This is a genomic window from Vibrio lentus, assembly GCF_030409755.1.
GTDB classification, from domain to species: Bacteria; Pseudomonadota; Gammaproteobacteria; order Enterobacterales; family Vibrionaceae; genus Vibrio; species Vibrio lentus.
In genome coordinates, this window is the sequence record NZ_JAUFQE010000002.1 from 2,638,152 (window position 1) to 2,655,143 (window position 16,992).

Consider the following 16,992-nt stretch of genomic DNA (forward strand, 5'->3'; position numbering starts at 1 on the left):
ACAATTTTCAGTTCGAGTGTTAAATATGCAGACTGCTACGTTTTACATTGTGTCTCCAGACAGCCCGCAAGCCAGTGAAGAAGGTTTTGCTCACTACGTGTTGTTTCTTGCGCAGCATTTTGCAAAACAAGGCGCTAAGCTTTATCTCAACTGTAACGATAAAGATCATGCTGAGCGTATCGCTGAAGTTTTTTGGCAAGTAGAGCCTACTGAATTTATCGCGCACAACTTGGTTGGCGAAGGTCCAAAATATTCAACGAATATTGAGATAGGCCATCAAGGTGTCAAGCCTAATTGGAACCGCCAATTGGTAATAAATCTGGCCGATAATCATACAACCTTTGCGAACGCCTTTGCTCAGGTGATAGACTTCGTTCCTTGCGAAGAAAAACCTAAGCAACTCGCTCGAGAAAGGTATAAAATTTACCGTCAGGCTGGATATCAGCTACAAACTATCGAGATTCAACATCCATAGTCAAACCTCATAGTTAAAGCTATCTTTGGATTTAGATTCAAGAAGCTTCACTTATGAAGTTTGACCACGATTAACCATTCACAGTATCCGTTTAAGAGCACTATGGAAAAGACATACAACCCAACATCAATCGAACAAGCTCTGTATAAGACTTGGGAAGAGAAAGGCTACTTTAAGCCACACGGTGACACATCAAAAGAAGCTTACAGCATCATGATCCCGCCACCGAACGTCACTGGTAGCCTACACATGGGTCACGCGTTCCAAGATACGATCATGGATACGCTTATCCGTGCTCAACGTATGAAAGGCAAAAATACGCTTTGGCAAGTGGGTACTGACCACGCTGGTATCGCAACTCAAATGGTTGTTGAGCGTAAGATCGCTGCTGAAGAAGGCAAAACAAAACACGACTACGGCCGTGAAGCTTTCATCGACAAGATCTGGGAATGGAAAGGCGAATCAGGTGGCACGATCACTCAACAACTTCGTCGTCTTGGTGCATCTGTAGATTGGGATCGTGAGCGATTCACTATGGATGACGGCCTATCGGCTGCGACTCAAGAAGTATTTGTTCGCCTATACGAAGAAGACCTAATCTATCGTGGTAAGCGTCTAGTAAACTGGGATCCTAAACTGCACACTGCAATTTCTGATCTTGAAGTTGAGAACAAAGACAAAAAAGGTTTCATGTGGCACTTCCGCTACCCACTAGCGAATGGTGTTAAAACTGCTGACGGCAAAGACTACATCGTCGTTGCGACTACGCGTCCTGAAACCATGCTTGGTGATACCGGCGTTGCAGTTAACCCTGAAGATCCTCGCTACAAAGATCTTATCGGTAAAGAAATCCTGCTTCCTATCGTAAACCGTCTTATCCCTATCGTAGGTGATGAGCACGCTGACATGGATAAAGGCACGGGTTGTGTGAAAATCACGCCAGCTCATGACTTTAACGATTACGAAGTGGGCAAGCGCCATAGCCTACCAATGATCAACATCCTAACGTTCAACGGTGATATCCGTGATGCGGCTGAAATCTTCACAACGAACGGTGAAGAAAGCGATGTGTACTCAACAGAGCTTCCAGCTAAATACCAAGGTATGGAGCGCTTTGCAGCTCGTCGTGCAACGGTTGCTGAATTTGAAGAACTAGGCCTACTTGAAGAAATCAAAGATCACGATCTAACCGTTCCTTACGGTGACCGTGGTGGCGTGGTTATCGAACCAATGCTGACTGACCAATGGTACGTGCGTACAGCACCTCTTGCTGCGCCTGCTGTTAAAGCCGTTGAAGATGGTGAAATCCAATTCGTACCTAAGCAGTACGAAAACATGTACTTCGCGTGGATGCGTGACGTGCAAGATTGGTGTATCTCTCGTCAACTTTGGTGGGGTCACCGTATCCCAGCATGGTACGACAACGATGGTAAAGTTTACGTAGGTCGCACTGAAGAAGAAGTTCGTGAAAAGAACAACCTTTCACCGGTAATTGTTCTTAAGCAAGACAACGACGTTCTTGATACATGGTTCTCTTCTGCACTTTGGACGTTCGGCACACAAGGCTGGCCTGAAGATACTGAAGCAATGAAAACGTTCCACCCATCAGAAGTACTAGTATCTGGTTTTGATATTATCTTCTTCTGGGTTGCTCGTATGATCATGATGACCATGCACTTCGTGAAAGACGAAGATGGCAAGGCTCAAGTACCTTTCAAAACAGTTTACATGACGGGCCTTATCCGTGATGAAAACGGCGACAAGATGTCTAAGTCGAAAGGTAACGTACTTGACCCAATCGATATGATTGACGGCATCGGCCTTGAAGAGCTAGTAGAAAAGCGTTGTGGCAACATGATGCAACCTAAACTGGCTGCTAAGATCGAAAAAGCAACACGTAAGACTTTCGAAGATGGTATCGAACCATACGGTACCGATGCACTGCGTTTCACTCTTGCTGCTATGGCTTCAACTGGCCGTGACATCAACTGGGACATGAAGCGTCTTGAAGGTTACCGTAACTTCTGTAACAAGCTATGGAACGCAAGCCGTTACGTACTGATGAACACAGAAGAGCACGATTGTGGCATGTCACTGTCTGTAGAAGACCGTGCAAACATGGAATTCTCTCTAGCAGACAAGTGGATTGAATCTCAGTTTGAAGTTGCAGCGAAAGAGTTTAACGCTCATCTAGACAACTACCGTCTAGACATGGCAGCAAACACGCTTTACGAATTCATCTGGAACCAATTCTGTGACTGGTACCTAGAGCTAACTAAACCTGTTCTTTGGAAGGGTACTGAAGCTCAACAACAAGCGACTCGTTACACGCTTATCACGGTTCTAGAGAAGACTCTGCGTCTTGCTCACCCTGTTCTTCCTTACATCACTGAATCTATCTGGCAAAGCGTTAAGCCACTAGTAGACGGCGTTGAAGGCGAGACCATCATGACTCAAGCGCTTCCTCAGTTTAATGAAGCTAACTTCAATACTGAAATCGTTGACGACATCGAATGGGTTAAAACTTTCATCACAGCTATCCGTAACCTACGTGCGGAATACGACATTGCACCAAGCCAAGGCTTAGAAGTAATGATCAAAGTCGCTGATGAGAAAGATGCAGCTCGTATCGAAGCAAATAAGATCGTTCTTACTTCTCTAGCTAAGCTAGACGATATTAAAGTTCTAGCAGACGGCGAAGCGACTCCAGCTTGTGCAACTAAGCTTGTTGGCAAATCTGAGCTGATGATCCCAATGGCGGGTCTTATCGACAAAGATGCTGAGATTGCTCGTCTAGATAAAGAAGTAGCGAAAACTCACGGTGAGATTAAGCGTATCGAAGGTAAGCTAGGTAACGAAGGTTTTGTTGCTAAAGCACCAGAAGCCGTTATCGCGAAAGAGCGTGAAAAGCTTGAAGGCTACCAAGAAACTCTTGTTAAGCTAGAAGAGCAAAAAGCGACAATCGCTGCTTTATAATCCATGCGATAGTTTTTAAGTAAGAAAAAGGGCAGGTAATAATCTGCCCTTTTTATTGTCTAAAATTCGGTTTCAATTGTTTGATTAACACATTCACATTAGATAACAATGATTTAAGCATTAACACTAGCCTTCACCAGTAAACAACTAATGTACGTCCCTCAATGACTCAATCCGTTCACCCAATTCAGGATGAGAGCTGAGCCATGTGGGTAGTTCAGCATGTCCATCAGAACCTTTTCCTAACAATTCAAACATCTCAATCATAGCTTGATTAGAACCATGTAGCTCGATCATCGAATAGGAAGCAAATGAATCCGCTTCTCGCTCTGCATCTTGTGATTGACCATTATTTGCAACAAACACACCAAGACCCGTAAGGTTATCAATGATCCCAGAGCTTTCACCAGTCAAAGCCGCCACAGTTACTGATAACAAACTGGATCGAACCAATACTTTCATTACATGCTGATGTTGAACATGTCCTAATTCATGTAACAAGATACTGTCTAGTTGCTCTTTCGTCTCAGTCAACCGAACTAAGTCATCTAATACAATGATTGTTCCCGCACTCAGTGCAAAAGCATTGGCGCCAAGTTCTGAAGAACGAAAGACCAACTGTACATCGCCCTCAATATTCATTTGTTGCAACTGCTTTTCAAAGCGCTGACGAATATGATGCTGTCGCTCTTCCGGCAGAGTAGAGCTCTCAAAGAACTGTTCATCTAAAGACTCTAAAACCTGTATTTCAACCAGTCGAGGCACTGAATCAGGCAAATAAGTGACTATTTTGTTAGTTAACCACGGGATCCCATGAGTAAACATAGAAATAGTAAGTAACACAAGAACAACACTACTAAGTAAGATAGCCGCGATGTTCTTCTCTAATTTACCTAAGAAATTATGTTTACCTCTGTCTCTCAAATAGGCGTCCAATTCATCACTTGCCTCTGTGATAAATTGCCATCCATCTGGGAATTTGAGCTTTGTTGGAGCGGATCCAACGCCTCGCATAATTTCAACACGTTCAAAATATGCAGAAACAATAGAACCATCCCCATCCACACTCAGGAGTAGTTTATCAGGGTGAGATATATCTAAAATGGCCTCGCAGCGTTCAGAACTACGAGGCGGGTGTGCAACACCAGAGATCATTTAGCCAATACCAAGATCAACATTAAACGCTTGAGCTATTTCATCAGAAATAGCCGATTCCACATCAGACGGTTGGTCGTTTGCTACTAGTAAATCTAAGTTACCTTGAACATACGTATTCTCCGACAAGTAGTTCATCGTTCTTACCATCACCCATGGTCTAGCTAACCCGAGGGTAATCACTTGAAGCAAGAAGTTAGTTAATACTAAAAGCATGTAGCTTTTTATCGTTAATGTCGAAGCAAAACTTAACGTTGAATAGGCCTCATTTTCTTTTCCTTCAAGCACTAATTTAGAGAAAGTATAATTTCTAATTTTTACTTGAATGTAAGCAGCAATCGCAATACTCATAACAATGAAAGCAAAGTAATAAGCAACTACCATTGAAGTCAAACTTCCGTTGTTAGCGATTTCGGATAACGACTCAGGGTTGTTGATCATGTTGAAGCCAACGGCACTGAAGAGAGCCAAGACGGCAACAATAGAGACAATCAGCCAAGCAATCATACTGGTTAAGTATACTTTGAAATAAAAGCCATCTTGGTAATCAGCTTTAAACTGACGATCGCCATAGCGATAACCATTAGAAAAATAATTGGCGATACCGGCAAGTAGCCAGGATTGTAAATAAACATAAGAAGGTATCGATATTAAAATGGCGATGCCACCAGCAATCATGTTCATTTGCATAGTAAATATTATTGCCATGATTGCCGTAAATACGCCGACACCCACAACAAGACCGCGCCCAAGAATTGCCCAATATGCTCCGGAAACAGTACCATGGAAAGAGAAGTGAACATTTCGAAAGCTTGTCATTGCAGAATCAAAACGAGCATTACTGCGAGACAACAATGGCAACAATGCAAAGAAAGCCAGTAATAAAACCAATGCAACCTGAGGAGCAAATTGATTACTGACTCCCCAAGCGACTACACAAATCAACGCAATGATTCGCCCTTTCAATATTTGTATAGGCTTACCATGATATTCAAAGCTATCACTGCCAATAAATGTATTCCCATAAAAGTAACGTTTATTTCGAACTTTTGCCCAAGCCGAGTAAATACCCAATGTGATGACGGATAAAAGGATGTTAACGATCCAAATACCAAAATATTCGTTACCCTTTCCCTTAAAATTCACCCTAGTTTCTAACTGTTTTGTTTCCATTTCTCTATTCCATTTGACGTTTTAAAAACAACCATGTACATCTGCGTGCACATCAACAACGTAAAAATATAGAAATACATCATTCTGATCAATTGATAATTAATATAAAAAGAGAGCGAACTATCAACATTAACCCTTTGATCTCTAATTTATTCTCCCTTCCTACAATAATCCCATTGACATAGTTGCGATTCGCACTTAAATTATAGTTGTACATCGCAACCATATTAAGAGGCAACATGACTTCAGCACAACTTAGAGAATTATCACGTCAGCTCGTTCGACAGCTTGGAATGCTCGACAAAGATTGTGGTGATATTGCCCTACCTCCGATTCAAGCTCATACACTTATTGAACTAGAACAGCAGCCATTAACCGTGAACCAATTAGCGGATAAGCTCAATATTGATAAATCCAACGCCAGTAGAGCAGTCAACAATCTAGCGAAGAACTCGTTAATTCAAACCTCACCACACCCCAACGATAAGCGCAGTGTTGTGGCTTCAGTAACAGAGCAAGGAATAAACACTCTTGCCAAACTTCACAATCAACAGAATCAATTTTATGACTCGGTACTTGAGCGTTTAACGGAAGCGGAAACTCAACAAGTTTCGGGGGGAATCGAGCACTACCTTAAAGCACTGCAACAAAGCCACGCTTCAATCGATGTGGTGGTTCGCCCCCTACAACAGCAAGACAACACCGTAGTAGCCAATGTGATTCGCCAAGTCTCTTATGAAAACGGGCTAACTGAAGATAAAGGCTATGGTGTTGCTGATCCCACCTTAGAAGACATGTTCAGTGTTTATAACAATGAAAGAGCTCAGTATTGGGTGATTGAACTTGATGGAAAGGTTGTTGGTGGTGGTGGATTTGCACCATTAGCCGGCATGCCAGAAGTCTGTGAACTGCAAAAGATGTACTTCTTGCCAGAAACCAGAGGCAAAGGCTTAGCGAAGAAGTTGGTTAATATGTCGATGGAGAAAGCTAAGGAACTGGGTTATCAACATATGTATCTAGAAACGACCGAATGCCTTAATGCCGCCGTTAAACTTTACGAAAAATTGGGCTTTGAACACCTTGATTCAGCTTGGGGAGAAACAGGCCATGACGCTTGTGAGGTTGTCATGGCCAAAACGCTATAATGTGTTTTTGAAATAGGGTTAGCGTCGGCAGTTCATTGGATGACAAGCGAGTGAGTAAATTGATTCATTACGTAACGGGCTAATTGAATAACAGCTAGTTACGCAAAAAGTTACTCACACAAGAGGCTGGATTCAAGGCTACGAAAGAACTCTCTTTTTGCCCATCGAGTTCTACTTCTAACTGATATAAATGCTTAGGGTTGGGCTTCTCAAGGTTAAATACCATTGGAGCCTCAACCTGAAACACAACACCCGTATGTTCTGCTCGCACATCAATCGGCATCACGAGAGTCATACCATTAAACTTGATTGATGCCGATATTAATCCCGGCTTTAGCGTTTGATAGATAACATCTACTTTAAACTCACAGCCACCACCGTGATGCCAGATTTGCTCGGTGACGACTTGCTCAAGCTTGACGTTACGAACGAACTGCAGATATGGAGCTTGCCAGATTCCGATACGAGAATCTGATTTAGCGACGACCTGTGAAGGGATAGAGTCATCCATATCCTCTTCAAGCAACAGGCTCTCCTCTTCTTCAAGGAAAAGGATCTCAAAACGATTTCGACCAGGCTGCATATAAGGACGGATGTCTTTGCGATATTCAGCTTCGCTGCCATCACAGTCAAACACGGCAACGCCATTGAGTCGTACTTCTGCAAAGTAGTCAACGCCTGCGACGACTAGCTCAACAAATGGGCACGCCAACATGGCATCATCCACTTCGATGTCATGCATCAGGTGCCACTCTTGCTCTGCGATTTCCTCTTCACTCAAGCTATTAGGGAGCTTTGAGCTTAATGGAGCAGGAAAGGTAATGTCATCTTGTGGGATAGAGAGATCCGTCAGTGGCGAAATTTGCCAAAGACCATCGAGAGGTAGCCGCATGTCATTCCTTGAGCTAGATCAATTTTGACCGCATTATAATGAATGAATGCATATAAAGACATTTATTTTTCTGAGGACAAAAAAATGCCAGCTCAAGGCTGGCATTCTTTAAAACTGGGAGAGATTACTCTTCGTCTTCATCATCTTCGTCAGGGTAGATAGCATCTTCACCTTCGTAGTAAGTGCCCCAACCGTCGTAGATAATGTCAAACTTCTCTGCAAGATTTACAAGCTTCTCAACTTGCTCATCAATCGCTTCTGCGTTCAGAGTACACTGCATCGTTGCATCACAACAAAGAAGCTTGTTGCCATCTTCGTCTTCTGTCTCTTCAGCTTCAAGTACTTCAAAGCCCATTTTGAATGCTTCAACAACGGCTTTCTCAAGTACTGCGAAATCTTCAGCGAATAGGTGATGCTCGATATCGTATAGAGCTTCAGGATCGCTACCATCTTCGATTAGTGCTTCAATGATGTCGCGAGTCTCTCCTTTTTGAAATTCAATTAATTCCGCTACTGATAGATATTCATCTTCGTGAGACATGTGTCTGCTCCAGAGTGTTGACTATGAAAAGATCAAATTTGATTGCCACGAAATATGGCACGGATCGCCTAGAAAAGCCACCTAGATCAGGTGTAGAAGAGTAAGTTTATCGCTAGATAACAGAAGGGATATCAATTAAAAAGTGAAATCAAAATCACAGAAACAAATTTTCAACATATTATTAACCATCGTGTGTTTTAGCATTTCATTTTTATTGTTACTTTTAGCCTTACTCCTTCAAAATTGAGTGGTTAGTCATATCAGATGCATACTGCCGATCACTTCAACGATGCATAAAACCTCACTTATAAGTAAGTAACTGCATAAATTTTGAATGAAAAATCACGTTCACCAAGCAAAGTGGATTATCGAATCACTGAAATTGGAGCATAGATCCGCAAAAAGTTTGTTCCAGAACTCAGCCTTTCGGTTGGATTTTAATATTAACAATCCCATACGACTCAGCATTTAAAACCAAAAATATCAAAATAACATAACCTTTACACAAGTTTCAAAACTTGCATATTACGAACAAGCTTGTCATAAATAGACGCTGGATTAATAGTAAGGATGCAAAATGAGTAAGCTGTACGTTGGCTCCGAAGTCGGTCAATTAAGACGAGTTCTCCTAAATAGGCCTGAAAGGGCACTCACCCACCTCACCCCTTCTAACTGTCATGAGCTACTCTTTGATGATGTACTTGCAGTAGAAGCAGCAGGTGAAGAACACGATGCCTTTGCGACAACACTTCGTAACCAAGACGTTGAAGTGTTATTACTGCATGACCTACTGGTTGAGACACTCGCTGTAGCACAAGCTCGTGAGTGGCTGCTTAATACTCAAATCTCTGATTTCCGTTACGGCCCTACATTCGCACGTGATTTAAGAGAGTACCTTGCTCAAATGGACAATGAGCACTTGGCTACCATCCTACTTGGTGGTTTAGCCTACTCTGAGCTTCCTATTAAATCTTCTTCAATGCTACCGAAGATGCATCGCCCACTTGATTTCGTTATTGAGCCGCTACCTAACCATCTATTTACCCGCGATACTTCTTGCTGGGTTTATGGCGGTGTCTCTCTTAACCCTATGATGATGCCTGCTCGCCAACGAGAAACGAATCACTTGCGAGCAATATATCGCTGGCACCCTGTATTCGCAGGGCAAGATTTCATTAAGTACTTCGGTGATGAAGATCTTCATTACGACAACGCCAATATTGAAGGTGGAGATGTACTGGTTATCGGTAAAGGCGCTGTTCTTATCGGTATTTCAGAGCGTACCAAGCCACAAGGTGTCGAAAACTTAGCTGCGAGTTTATTCAAGTCCGGTCAAGCTAAAGAAGTGATTGCGATTGATTTACCGAAGCACCGCTCTTGTATGCACCTTGATACGGTGATGACGCACATGGATATCGACACATTCTCAGTCTATCCAGAGATCGTTCGCAAAGACTTAGACACCTGGCGCTTAACGCCGAAAGAAAATGGCGAAATGCGAGTAGAGAAAGCTGAAAACTACTTAACAGCGATTGAAGGCGCACTGGATCTCGATCAACTGAAGATCATCACAACTGGTGGTGATAACTACGAAGCTGAACGTGAACAGTGGAATGACGCTAACAACGTACTGACGGTGAAACCGGGTACGGTTATCGGTTATGAGCGTAATGTTTACACCAATGAGAAATACGACAAAGCAGGCATCGAAGTTCTGACAATTCCAGGCAATGAACTGGGTCGCGGTCGTGGTGGCGCTCGTTGCATGAGCTGTCCTATAGAAAGAGACGGTATTTAACTCAAGTAGTTCAGTAAAGCGAACACATAACTTATCTAGGCCAGTACAATTGTACTGGCCTTTTTTATCAAATTAACAAAATAAATATTCACAAATATAGCATTTTTATGTTTAACTAAGTTCTTCATTGATTCTATATACCCAAGGAGCGAGAGATGGCATTTAATCTTCGCAATCGTAACTTTCTAAAACTTCTCGACTTTACTCCTAAAGAGATTCAGTTTTTACTCGACCTGTCTGCTGACCTTAAAAAGGCTAAGTATGCAGGTACAGAGCAAAAAAAGCTTAACGGTAAAAACATCGCTTTGATCTTTGAAAAAGCATCAACTCGAACTCGATGTGCCTTTGAGGTAGCTGCTTTTGATCAAGGAGCTCAGGTCTCTTATTTGGGCCCTTCTGGTTCTCAGATTGGTCAAAAAGAATCAATGAAAGATACCGCGCGTGTATTAGGTCGTATGTACGATGGCATCGAATATCGTGGTTTTGGCCAGAGTATTGTCGAAGATCTTGGCGCTTATGCGGGTGTGCCGGTTTGGAATGGTCTAACCGATGAGTTCCATCCAACTCAGATCTTGGCTGATTTCCTTACTATGATCGAACATGGTCGCGGTAAACATCTGCATCAAATCAGTTTTGCTTACCTAGGAGATGCACGTAACAACATGGGTAATTCTCTGTTAGTAGGTGCAGCTAAAATGGGTATGGATATTCGCCTTGTCGCGCCTAAAGCGTTCTGGCCAGAAGAACAGCTCGTTGAAGAGTGCCAAGCTATCGCGCAAAGTACAGGTGCCAAAATCACGCTGACAGAAGACGTTGCCGAAGGTGTGAAAGGTTGTGATTTCCTTTACACCGATGTTTGGGTTTCGATGGGTGAAGCGCCAGAAGCTTGGGACGAACGTGTGGCTGTGATGACGCCTTACCAAGTGAATATGGATGTCATAAAGCTCACTGGTAACCCTCAAGTGAAGTTCATGCATTGCCTGCCAGCTTTCCACAACAATGAAACCGTGATCGGCCAGCAAGTCGCAGACAAATATGGAATGAACGGTTTGGAAGTAACAGACGAAGTATTTGAGTCCGACTACTCGATTGTGTTTGATGAAGCAGAGAATCGCATGCACACCATCAAAGCGGTAATGGTCGCGACACTTGGCCAATAGAGAATAATGAAAGTAAACAAAAGCTTGATGTAATCGCTTGCGCTCACAAATTGAAAGCGTATAATTCTCGGCAATTTGTCTGAGAGTAGTGAAAATGACGCCAAGCAATGTTGTGATAAAACATAATAAAATTGTGAAAACACCAAATATTGCTCGCAAGCTAGCATGCTTGCCAGGCCGTCTATTCTGCTTTTCAGCACTTTTTTAAAGCCTCCCATTATGGGGGGCTTTTTTATGGCCAATACATTATTGTGGGGAAGAAGATCATGGCGAATTCGCTCTATCAAAAGCACATCATCTCAATTCCAGAGCTTTCTCGTGAAGAGCTAGAATTAATTGTTCAAACGGCAGGTCAACTTAAAGCTGAACCAAACCCAGAACTCATCAAGAACAAAGTTGTTGCCAGCTGCTTCTTCGAACCTTCAACACGAACTCGTCTCTCTTTTGAAACGGCTATTCAGCGCATCGGTGGTGATGTGATTGGTTTCGATAGCGGTGGTAACACGTCACTGGCGAAGAAAGGCGAAACGCTAGCAGACTCAGTACAGGTTATCTCTTCATACGTTGATGCTTACGTAATGCGCCATCCTCAAGAAGGCGCAGCGCGTCTGGCTTCTGAGTTCTCAAACGGTGTACCTGTGATTAACGCGGGCGACGGCGCAAACCAACACCCAACACAAACGTTATTAGACCTCTTCTCTATCGCCGAAACTCAAGGCCGCCTCGACAACCTTAACGTTGCATTCGTTGGTGACCTTAAGTACGGCCGTACGGTTCACTCGCTAACTCAAGCACTAGCGAAGTTCGACAACATCTGTTTCTACTTCGTTGCTCCAGAAGCACTGGCGATGCCTGACTACATTTGTGAAGAACTTGATGAAGCGGGTATTAAGTACCAACTGCTGACAGACATGGAAGATGTGATTCCTGAGCTGGATGTTCTGTACATGACTCGAGTTCAAAAAGAACGTTTTGATGAATCGGAATACGCACACATCAAATCAGCGTACATCCTGACAGCTCCGATGTTGGAAAATGCACGTGATAACCTAAAGGTTCTTCACCCTCTTCCTCGTGTTGATGAAATTACTGTCGATGTCGATAAAACACCTTACGCTTACTACTTCCAGCAAGCTGAGAACGGTGTTTACGCTCGTGAAGCATTGCTAGCCCTTGTTCTTAACGAAACGCTGTAGAGGAGAGATATCATGTCTAAAGAGACTCAATTAAAAGTTGAAGCAATCAAGAACGGAACGGTTATCGACCATATCCCAGCCAATATCGGGATCAAGGTACTCAAACTGTTCGACATGCATAACTCTAATCAGCGAGTAACGATTGGCCTAAACCTGCCATCCTCAGCTCTAGGCGGTAAAGACTTACTCAAGATAGAGAATGTGTTTATCACTGAAGAACAGGCGAGCAAGTTAGCACTTTACGCGCCTCACGCGACCGTAAACCAAATCGAAGATTACGAAGTGGTTAAGAAGCTACCACTAGAACTTCCTGAGCAAATCAACGATGTGTTCGAGTGTCCAAACACCAACTGTATTACTCACAATGAACCCGTTGAAAGCAGCTTTAAGATCTTTGAAAAGAAAGAAGATATTCGATTGAAGTGCAAATACTGCGAAAAAGTCTTCTCTCGTGAGATCGTGACAGAAAGATAACGTCATACGGCAACACCGATCGAACGCAAAAACTATTCAATACCTCGCCTGTGCGGGGTATTTTGCTCTTTACCTATCCTAAGTTTGAAGGCACACTAAAAATCGCTTTTTATCCAATAACTGATGGAATAACCAATGACTAAAGTACTTCACACAGAATCTGCTCCAGCTGCAATCGGCCCATACGTACAAGGTGTTGACCTTGGCAATATGGTTCTGACTTCTGGTCAAATCCCAGTAAACCCAGCAACTGGTGAAGTATCTGCAGATATCGCAGTGCAAGCTCGCCAATCTCTAGACAACGTTCAAGCGGTTGTTGAAGCTTCTGGCCTGACTGTAAAAGACATCGTAAAACTAACGGTATTCGTTAAAGACCTAAACGACTTCGGTACAGTAAACGAAGTTTACGGTAAATTCTTTGATGAGCACGGTGTTGCAAACTACCCTGCACGTTCATGTGTTGAAGTAGCGCGTCTGCCAAAAGATGTAGGTATCGAGATCGAAGCTATTGCGGTTCGCAAATAGGTTTTAATATCTAGAATAAACGGTTTCTAGTAAACAAGTTGACATAAAGCTGAGCGTTTATCAGATACAAAAAAGGTTGCCCAATTGGCAACCTTTTTTATTGTTCATCGTTTCGCTTAGATGATTACTTCTTATTAAGCTCAACCACTTCTTTGTCTAACTCTTCAAGCTTCGCAGCCATCTGCTCACGAGCTAGGTTAGCCAGTTGACGAACATTAGACTTATCGTAATCTTCAGTGCTGATTGGTGGCAGCATTTCAACAATCACATGACCATTGTTCCAACGGTTCAGCTTCACGCCACCTGTTGAGCTACATACGATAGGGATAATAGGTAAGCCAGCGCCAATCGCAGCATGGAAAGCACCCGTTTTGAATGGCAACAAACCACGACCACGAGAACGAGTCCCCTCAGGGAACATCCATACTGAAACATCACTCTCTTTAAGGCTAGTAACCACTTGGTCAATCGTACCTACCGCTTTGCTGCGGTTAGCTCGGTCAATTAGGATATTACCCGTCAGCCAATACAGCTGACCAAAAAGAGGCATCCACGCTAAGCTCTTCTTACCAACAGTCACAACCTTAGGTGTTACCGCTGATGAAATCGTGAATAGATCCCAGCTGTTTTGGTGGTTTGCAACGTAAACATGTTGGCCACGAGAGTAAGCATCTTCCGGGATACGAAGCTCTAACTTCATACCAAAGATTTTCGACATGCGACCGAAATAACGACCAAAGGTAAATACGTGTTTCGGGTTGCGTGGGCTTAGTAAACAGTAACCACACCCAAATACAAACATAAGAATCGCAAATATCGCCACTGCGAAAATACGTAATATTGCTATCATTTTGTTCCTCACAACCGCCAAGTTGATTCATCTATTTGCACAAAATAAGCAATAGATTCACTGGCGGTAAATACAACTATAAAAAAGCCGAAACCAAGGTTCCGACTTTTCTGTTTTCATCTTACTGATTCATGAACTCACTAACCTAAGTTAGTTCGACTCGCTAAACCGTGTAATGTTTGCGCCTAAGACTGACAATTTATCTTCAATCTTATCGTAGCCACGATCGATGTGATAAATACGGTCAACAATGGTTTCACCTTGAGCAATACAGCCAGCAATAACAAGACTCGCAGATGCGCGAAGGTCCGTTGCCATTACTTGAGCGCCGCTCAATTTTTTGGTTTCACCACAAATAGCCGTGTTGCCTTCTATTTCCGCTTTTGCGCCCATTCGCTGTAACTCAGGGATGTGCATAAAGCGGTTTTCAAAGATAGTCTCAGTGATAACACCACTGCCCTTCGCCATCATGTTAAGCAGAGTAAATTGTGCTTGCATGTCGGTTGGGAAACCTGGGTGAGGTGCTGTTACGATTTTCACCGCTTTCAGCTCACGATCTGTCATATCAAGGCTGATCCAGTCTTCGCCTGTTTCAACCTTCGCACCCGCTTCTTCAAGCTTCGCTAATGCAGCTTCAAGAAGATGAGCGTTAGTGTTACGACAAACGACTTTACCGCCAGACACTGCCGCAGCAACCAAGAACGTACCTGTTTCAATACGGTCAGCAACCACAGAGTGTTGGCCACCACCAAGACGCTCAACGCCTTCGATAGTGATCGTGTCTGTACCTGCGCCAGAAATCTTAGCACCCAGTTTGTTTAGGAAATCAGCCGTATCAACAATCTCAGGCTCGCGCGCTGAGTTATCTAATACAGTTGTACCTTCAGCCAATGTTGCCGCACACATGATAGTAATGGTGGCACCCACACTTACTTTATCCATCACGATGTGCGCGCCTTTCAGACGGCCATCAACACTTGCTTTCACATAACCATCTTCCAATACAATGGTCGCACCTAGTTGCTCTAGGCCATGGATATGTAAATCAACAGGTCGGGCACCAATCGCACAACCACCAGGAAGTGACACTTGGCCTTCACCAAAACGAGCAACTAGAGGACCTAAAGCCCAGATAGAAGCACGCATTGTTTTTACTAAATCATAAGGCGCACAAAATTCATTAATTTCGCTGCCATCAACATGAACACTACCGTTACGTGATACTTTTGCGCCTAAACGCTTGAGTAGTTCCATCGTAGTATCGATGTCACGTAGGTGAGGAACGTTACTTACTTCCACTGGCTCTTCAGCAAGAATTGAAGCAAATAAGATAGGTAGCGCTGCATTTTTTGCGCCTGAGATCGTCACTTCACCGCTTAGCGGCTTATCCGATCCAATAACTCGAAACTTTTCCATCATAAACCTTAAAGTGACATCAGTTTCTTATCACGTTCCCACTCTTCAGGCGTAAAAGCCTTAATAGAAAGAGCATGGATATCATTGCGTTGAATGTATTCCATTAGTGGGCCGTAGATTAGTTGCTGCTTCTTAACTCGATTCATGCCGTCAAAACATGCATCAACCGCAACAACTTCGTAATGACTGCCTTCACCCTTCACGAAAATCTCCTGAAGGTTCAGTGCCGCTGCTAATAATTCTTGTACTTTTGTGCTGTCCACAAATAGCTCCTGCCTAATTTTTTATGTGTTCTGCCATCATTGGCTGGATATTGCTCAATTGGAACAACGTTCGTAATTGTTCTGGCACGAAACTGAGCATTATATGACAGTTTTGATTTTTTGCATGCTCTAATAAGTGAATTAGCATCACCATTCCTGCTGAATCGACCCGATTTATATGGCTAAGGTCAATTTCAACGCTCGATTCCGTTGTTTGCCACTTTTCCAATATTCGCCAGATTGCAGGAACGCTGTCTCGGTCGATATCACCGAGCAGCTGATACTCTTTAGAGCTTAGTGCTTGCCATTGAGAATGGCTCATTATTTGTTGCTCTCAAAACGAATGGGCTGCGCTGCCAATTTCTCTAGTTCGTCAGCAACTTGTAAGATGCCTTCTTGACGAATTTTAGTATTCCACTCTGACTGCTTGCTTGATAATAGACTAATACCTTCAGCAACCATATCGAATGCCTTCCATTCGCCTGACTTCTTGTCTTTGCGTAACTTAAATTCAAGCTTAATGTTTGGTCGCGGCGTATCAATGATATCGACCTTTATACTCGTAATACGGCTATCCGCTTTGATTTTTGGTTCTGGACCAAATTGAATCGTCTGATCCGTGTACTGCGTCAGTACTTGAGCATAAGAAGAAACGAGGTACTTACGGAATGAATCGATAAATACACGCACGTCTTTTCTGTCCGCACCTTTTAGGTTTGGCCCTAACAACTTAAGTGCTGCATATTGAGCGTTCACATAAGGCATCAATTCTTCTTCTACAATAACCTTCAATAATTCAGGATCATTGTGGATGTTCTCTTGTTCGTTCTTCAGGCGTTCAAAAGACACTTCGGCTACTTGAGTCATCATCTGATAAGGCTGAGTGCGATCAATCGATTCTTCAGCAAGAACTTGAGTCGACATCAGCAAAGCAACCGCTGTTATAAACCATT

At 43.1% G+C, this 16,992-nt stretch carries 17 protein-coding genes; 8 read left to right on the forward strand and 9 right to left on the reverse strand.

The window, feature by feature from the left end:
* The first annotated feature begins 25 nt into the window (after window positions 1-25).
* Window positions 26-475 carry a DNA polymerase III subunit chi gene (locus tag QWZ07_RS20230; RefSeq protein WP_017107785.1) on the forward strand — a complete coding sequence of 150 codons (450 nt, stop codon included), beginning with the start codon at window positions 26-28 and terminating at the stop codon, window positions 473-475.
* Window positions 476-577: 102 nt separating this feature from the next.
* The gene (locus QWZ07_RS20235) at window positions 578-3,451 is read left to right on the forward strand and encodes a valine--tRNA ligase (RefSeq protein WP_192853932.1); all 2,874 of its coding nucleotides are present in this window, start codon (window positions 578-580) and stop codon (window positions 3,449-3,451) included.
* 147 nt (window positions 3,452-3,598) lie between these two features.
* Here QWZ07_RS20235 and QWZ07_RS20240 read toward each other — a convergent pair whose 3' ends face one another.
* Window positions 3,599-4,606: a M48 family metallopeptidase gene (locus QWZ07_RS20240; protein WP_192853931.1), complete on the reverse strand. Its 1,008-nt coding sequence runs from the start codon at window positions 4,604-4,606 to the stop codon at window positions 3,599-3,601.
* Complete coding sequence (locus QWZ07_RS20245; protein ID WP_192853930.1) at window positions 4,607-5,779, reverse strand: YjgN family protein; 1,173 nt, start codon at window positions 5,777-5,779, stop codon at window positions 4,607-4,609.
* 239 nt (window positions 5,780-6,018) lie between these two features.
* On the opposite strand from QWZ07_RS20245, the gene QWZ07_RS20250 reads away from it, so the two are divergent.
* Entirely contained in the window at window positions 6,019-6,924 is a 906-nt protein-coding gene (locus QWZ07_RS20250; RefSeq protein WP_192853929.1) for a bifunctional helix-turn-helix transcriptional regulator/GNAT family N-acetyltransferase, read from the forward strand.
* Between the two features lie 94 nt (window positions 6,925-7,018).
* On the opposite strand, the gene QWZ07_RS20255 is transcribed toward QWZ07_RS20250, so the two are convergent.
* Both QWZ07_RS20255 and rraB read right to left on the reverse strand, forming a co-directional pair.
* Entirely contained in the window at window positions 7,019-7,816 is a 798-nt protein-coding gene (locus QWZ07_RS20255; RefSeq protein ID WP_102280903.1) for a glycosyl hydrolase 2 galactose-binding domain-containing protein, read from the reverse strand.
* A 124-nt stretch (window positions 7,817-7,940) separates the two neighbouring features.
* Window positions 7,941-8,357, reverse strand: coding sequence for a ribonuclease E inhibitor RraB (rraB, locus tag QWZ07_RS20260; protein ID WP_004735324.1), 417 nt, complete (start codon window positions 8,355-8,357; stop codon window positions 7,941-7,943).
* 577 nt (window positions 8,358-8,934) lie between these two features.
* Here rraB and arcA point away from each other — a divergent pair.
* From arcA to QWZ07_RS20285, 5 genes are all read left to right on the forward strand, one after another.
* Window positions 8,935-10,155, forward strand: a complete 1,221-nt coding sequence (gene arcA, locus QWZ07_RS20265; RefSeq protein WP_009847726.1) for an arginine deiminase — start codon at window positions 8,935-8,937, stop codon at window positions 10,153-10,155.
* Between the two features lie 155 nt (window positions 10,156-10,310).
* Window positions 10,311-11,315 carry an ornithine carbamoyltransferase gene (locus tag QWZ07_RS20270; RefSeq protein WP_192853928.1) on the forward strand — a complete coding sequence of 335 codons (1,005 nt, stop codon included), beginning with the start codon at window positions 10,311-10,313 and terminating at the stop codon, window positions 11,313-11,315.
* 266 nt (window positions 11,316-11,581) lie between these two features.
* Complete coding sequence (gene pyrB / locus QWZ07_RS20275) at window positions 11,582-12,511, forward strand: aspartate carbamoyltransferase (RefSeq protein WP_004735321.1); 930 nt, start codon at window positions 11,582-11,584, stop codon at window positions 12,509-12,511.
* 12 nt (window positions 12,512-12,523) lie between these two features.
* Window positions 12,524-12,985 carry an aspartate carbamoyltransferase regulatory subunit gene (gene pyrI, locus QWZ07_RS20280; protein ID WP_004735320.1) on the forward strand — a complete coding sequence of 154 codons (462 nt, stop codon included), beginning with the start codon at window positions 12,524-12,526 and terminating at the stop codon, window positions 12,983-12,985.
* Between the two features lie 135 nt (window positions 12,986-13,120).
* Entirely contained in the window at window positions 13,121-13,510 is a 390-nt protein-coding gene (locus tag QWZ07_RS20285) for a RidA family protein (protein ID WP_009847729.1), read from the forward strand.
* Between the two features lie 124 nt (window positions 13,511-13,634).
* Here the strand turns inward: QWZ07_RS20285 and QWZ07_RS20290 are convergent, their stop codons facing one another.
* The 5 genes from QWZ07_RS20290 to QWZ07_RS20310 all read right to left on the reverse strand — a co-directional run bounded on the left by QWZ07_RS20290 (window position 13,635) and on the right by QWZ07_RS20310 (window position 16,963).
* Window positions 13,635-14,360, reverse strand: a complete 726-nt coding sequence (locus tag QWZ07_RS20290; protein WP_004735318.1) for a 1-acylglycerol-3-phosphate O-acyltransferase — start codon at window positions 14,358-14,360, stop codon at window positions 13,635-13,637.
* Window positions 14,361-14,510: 150 nt separating this feature from the next.
* Window positions 14,511-15,776 carry a UDP-N-acetylglucosamine 1-carboxyvinyltransferase gene (murA, locus tag QWZ07_RS20295; protein ID WP_192853927.1) on the reverse strand — a complete coding sequence of 422 codons (1,266 nt, stop codon included), beginning with the start codon at window positions 15,774-15,776 and terminating at the stop codon, window positions 14,511-14,513.
* Window positions 15,777-15,784: 8 nt separating this feature from the next.
* Entirely contained in the window at window positions 15,785-16,039 is a 255-nt protein-coding gene (gene ibaG, locus QWZ07_RS20300; RefSeq protein ID WP_004735316.1) for a BolA family iron metabolism protein IbaG, read from the reverse strand.
* Window positions 16,040-16,052: 13 nt separating this feature from the next.
* A complete protein-coding gene (locus tag QWZ07_RS20305) occupies window positions 16,053-16,361 on the reverse strand; it encodes an STAS domain-containing protein (RefSeq protein WP_004735315.1) in 309 nt (102 codons plus the stop codon).
* Window positions 16,361-16,963 carry an MlaC/ttg2D family ABC transporter substrate-binding protein gene (locus tag QWZ07_RS20310; protein WP_198430409.1) on the reverse strand — a complete coding sequence of 201 codons (603 nt, stop codon included), beginning with the start codon at window positions 16,961-16,963 and terminating at the stop codon, window positions 16,361-16,363. Before QWZ07_RS20310 ends, QWZ07_RS20305 begins: the two co-directional genes overlap by 1 nt.
* Between the last annotated feature and the right edge of the window lie 29 nt (window positions 16,964-16,992).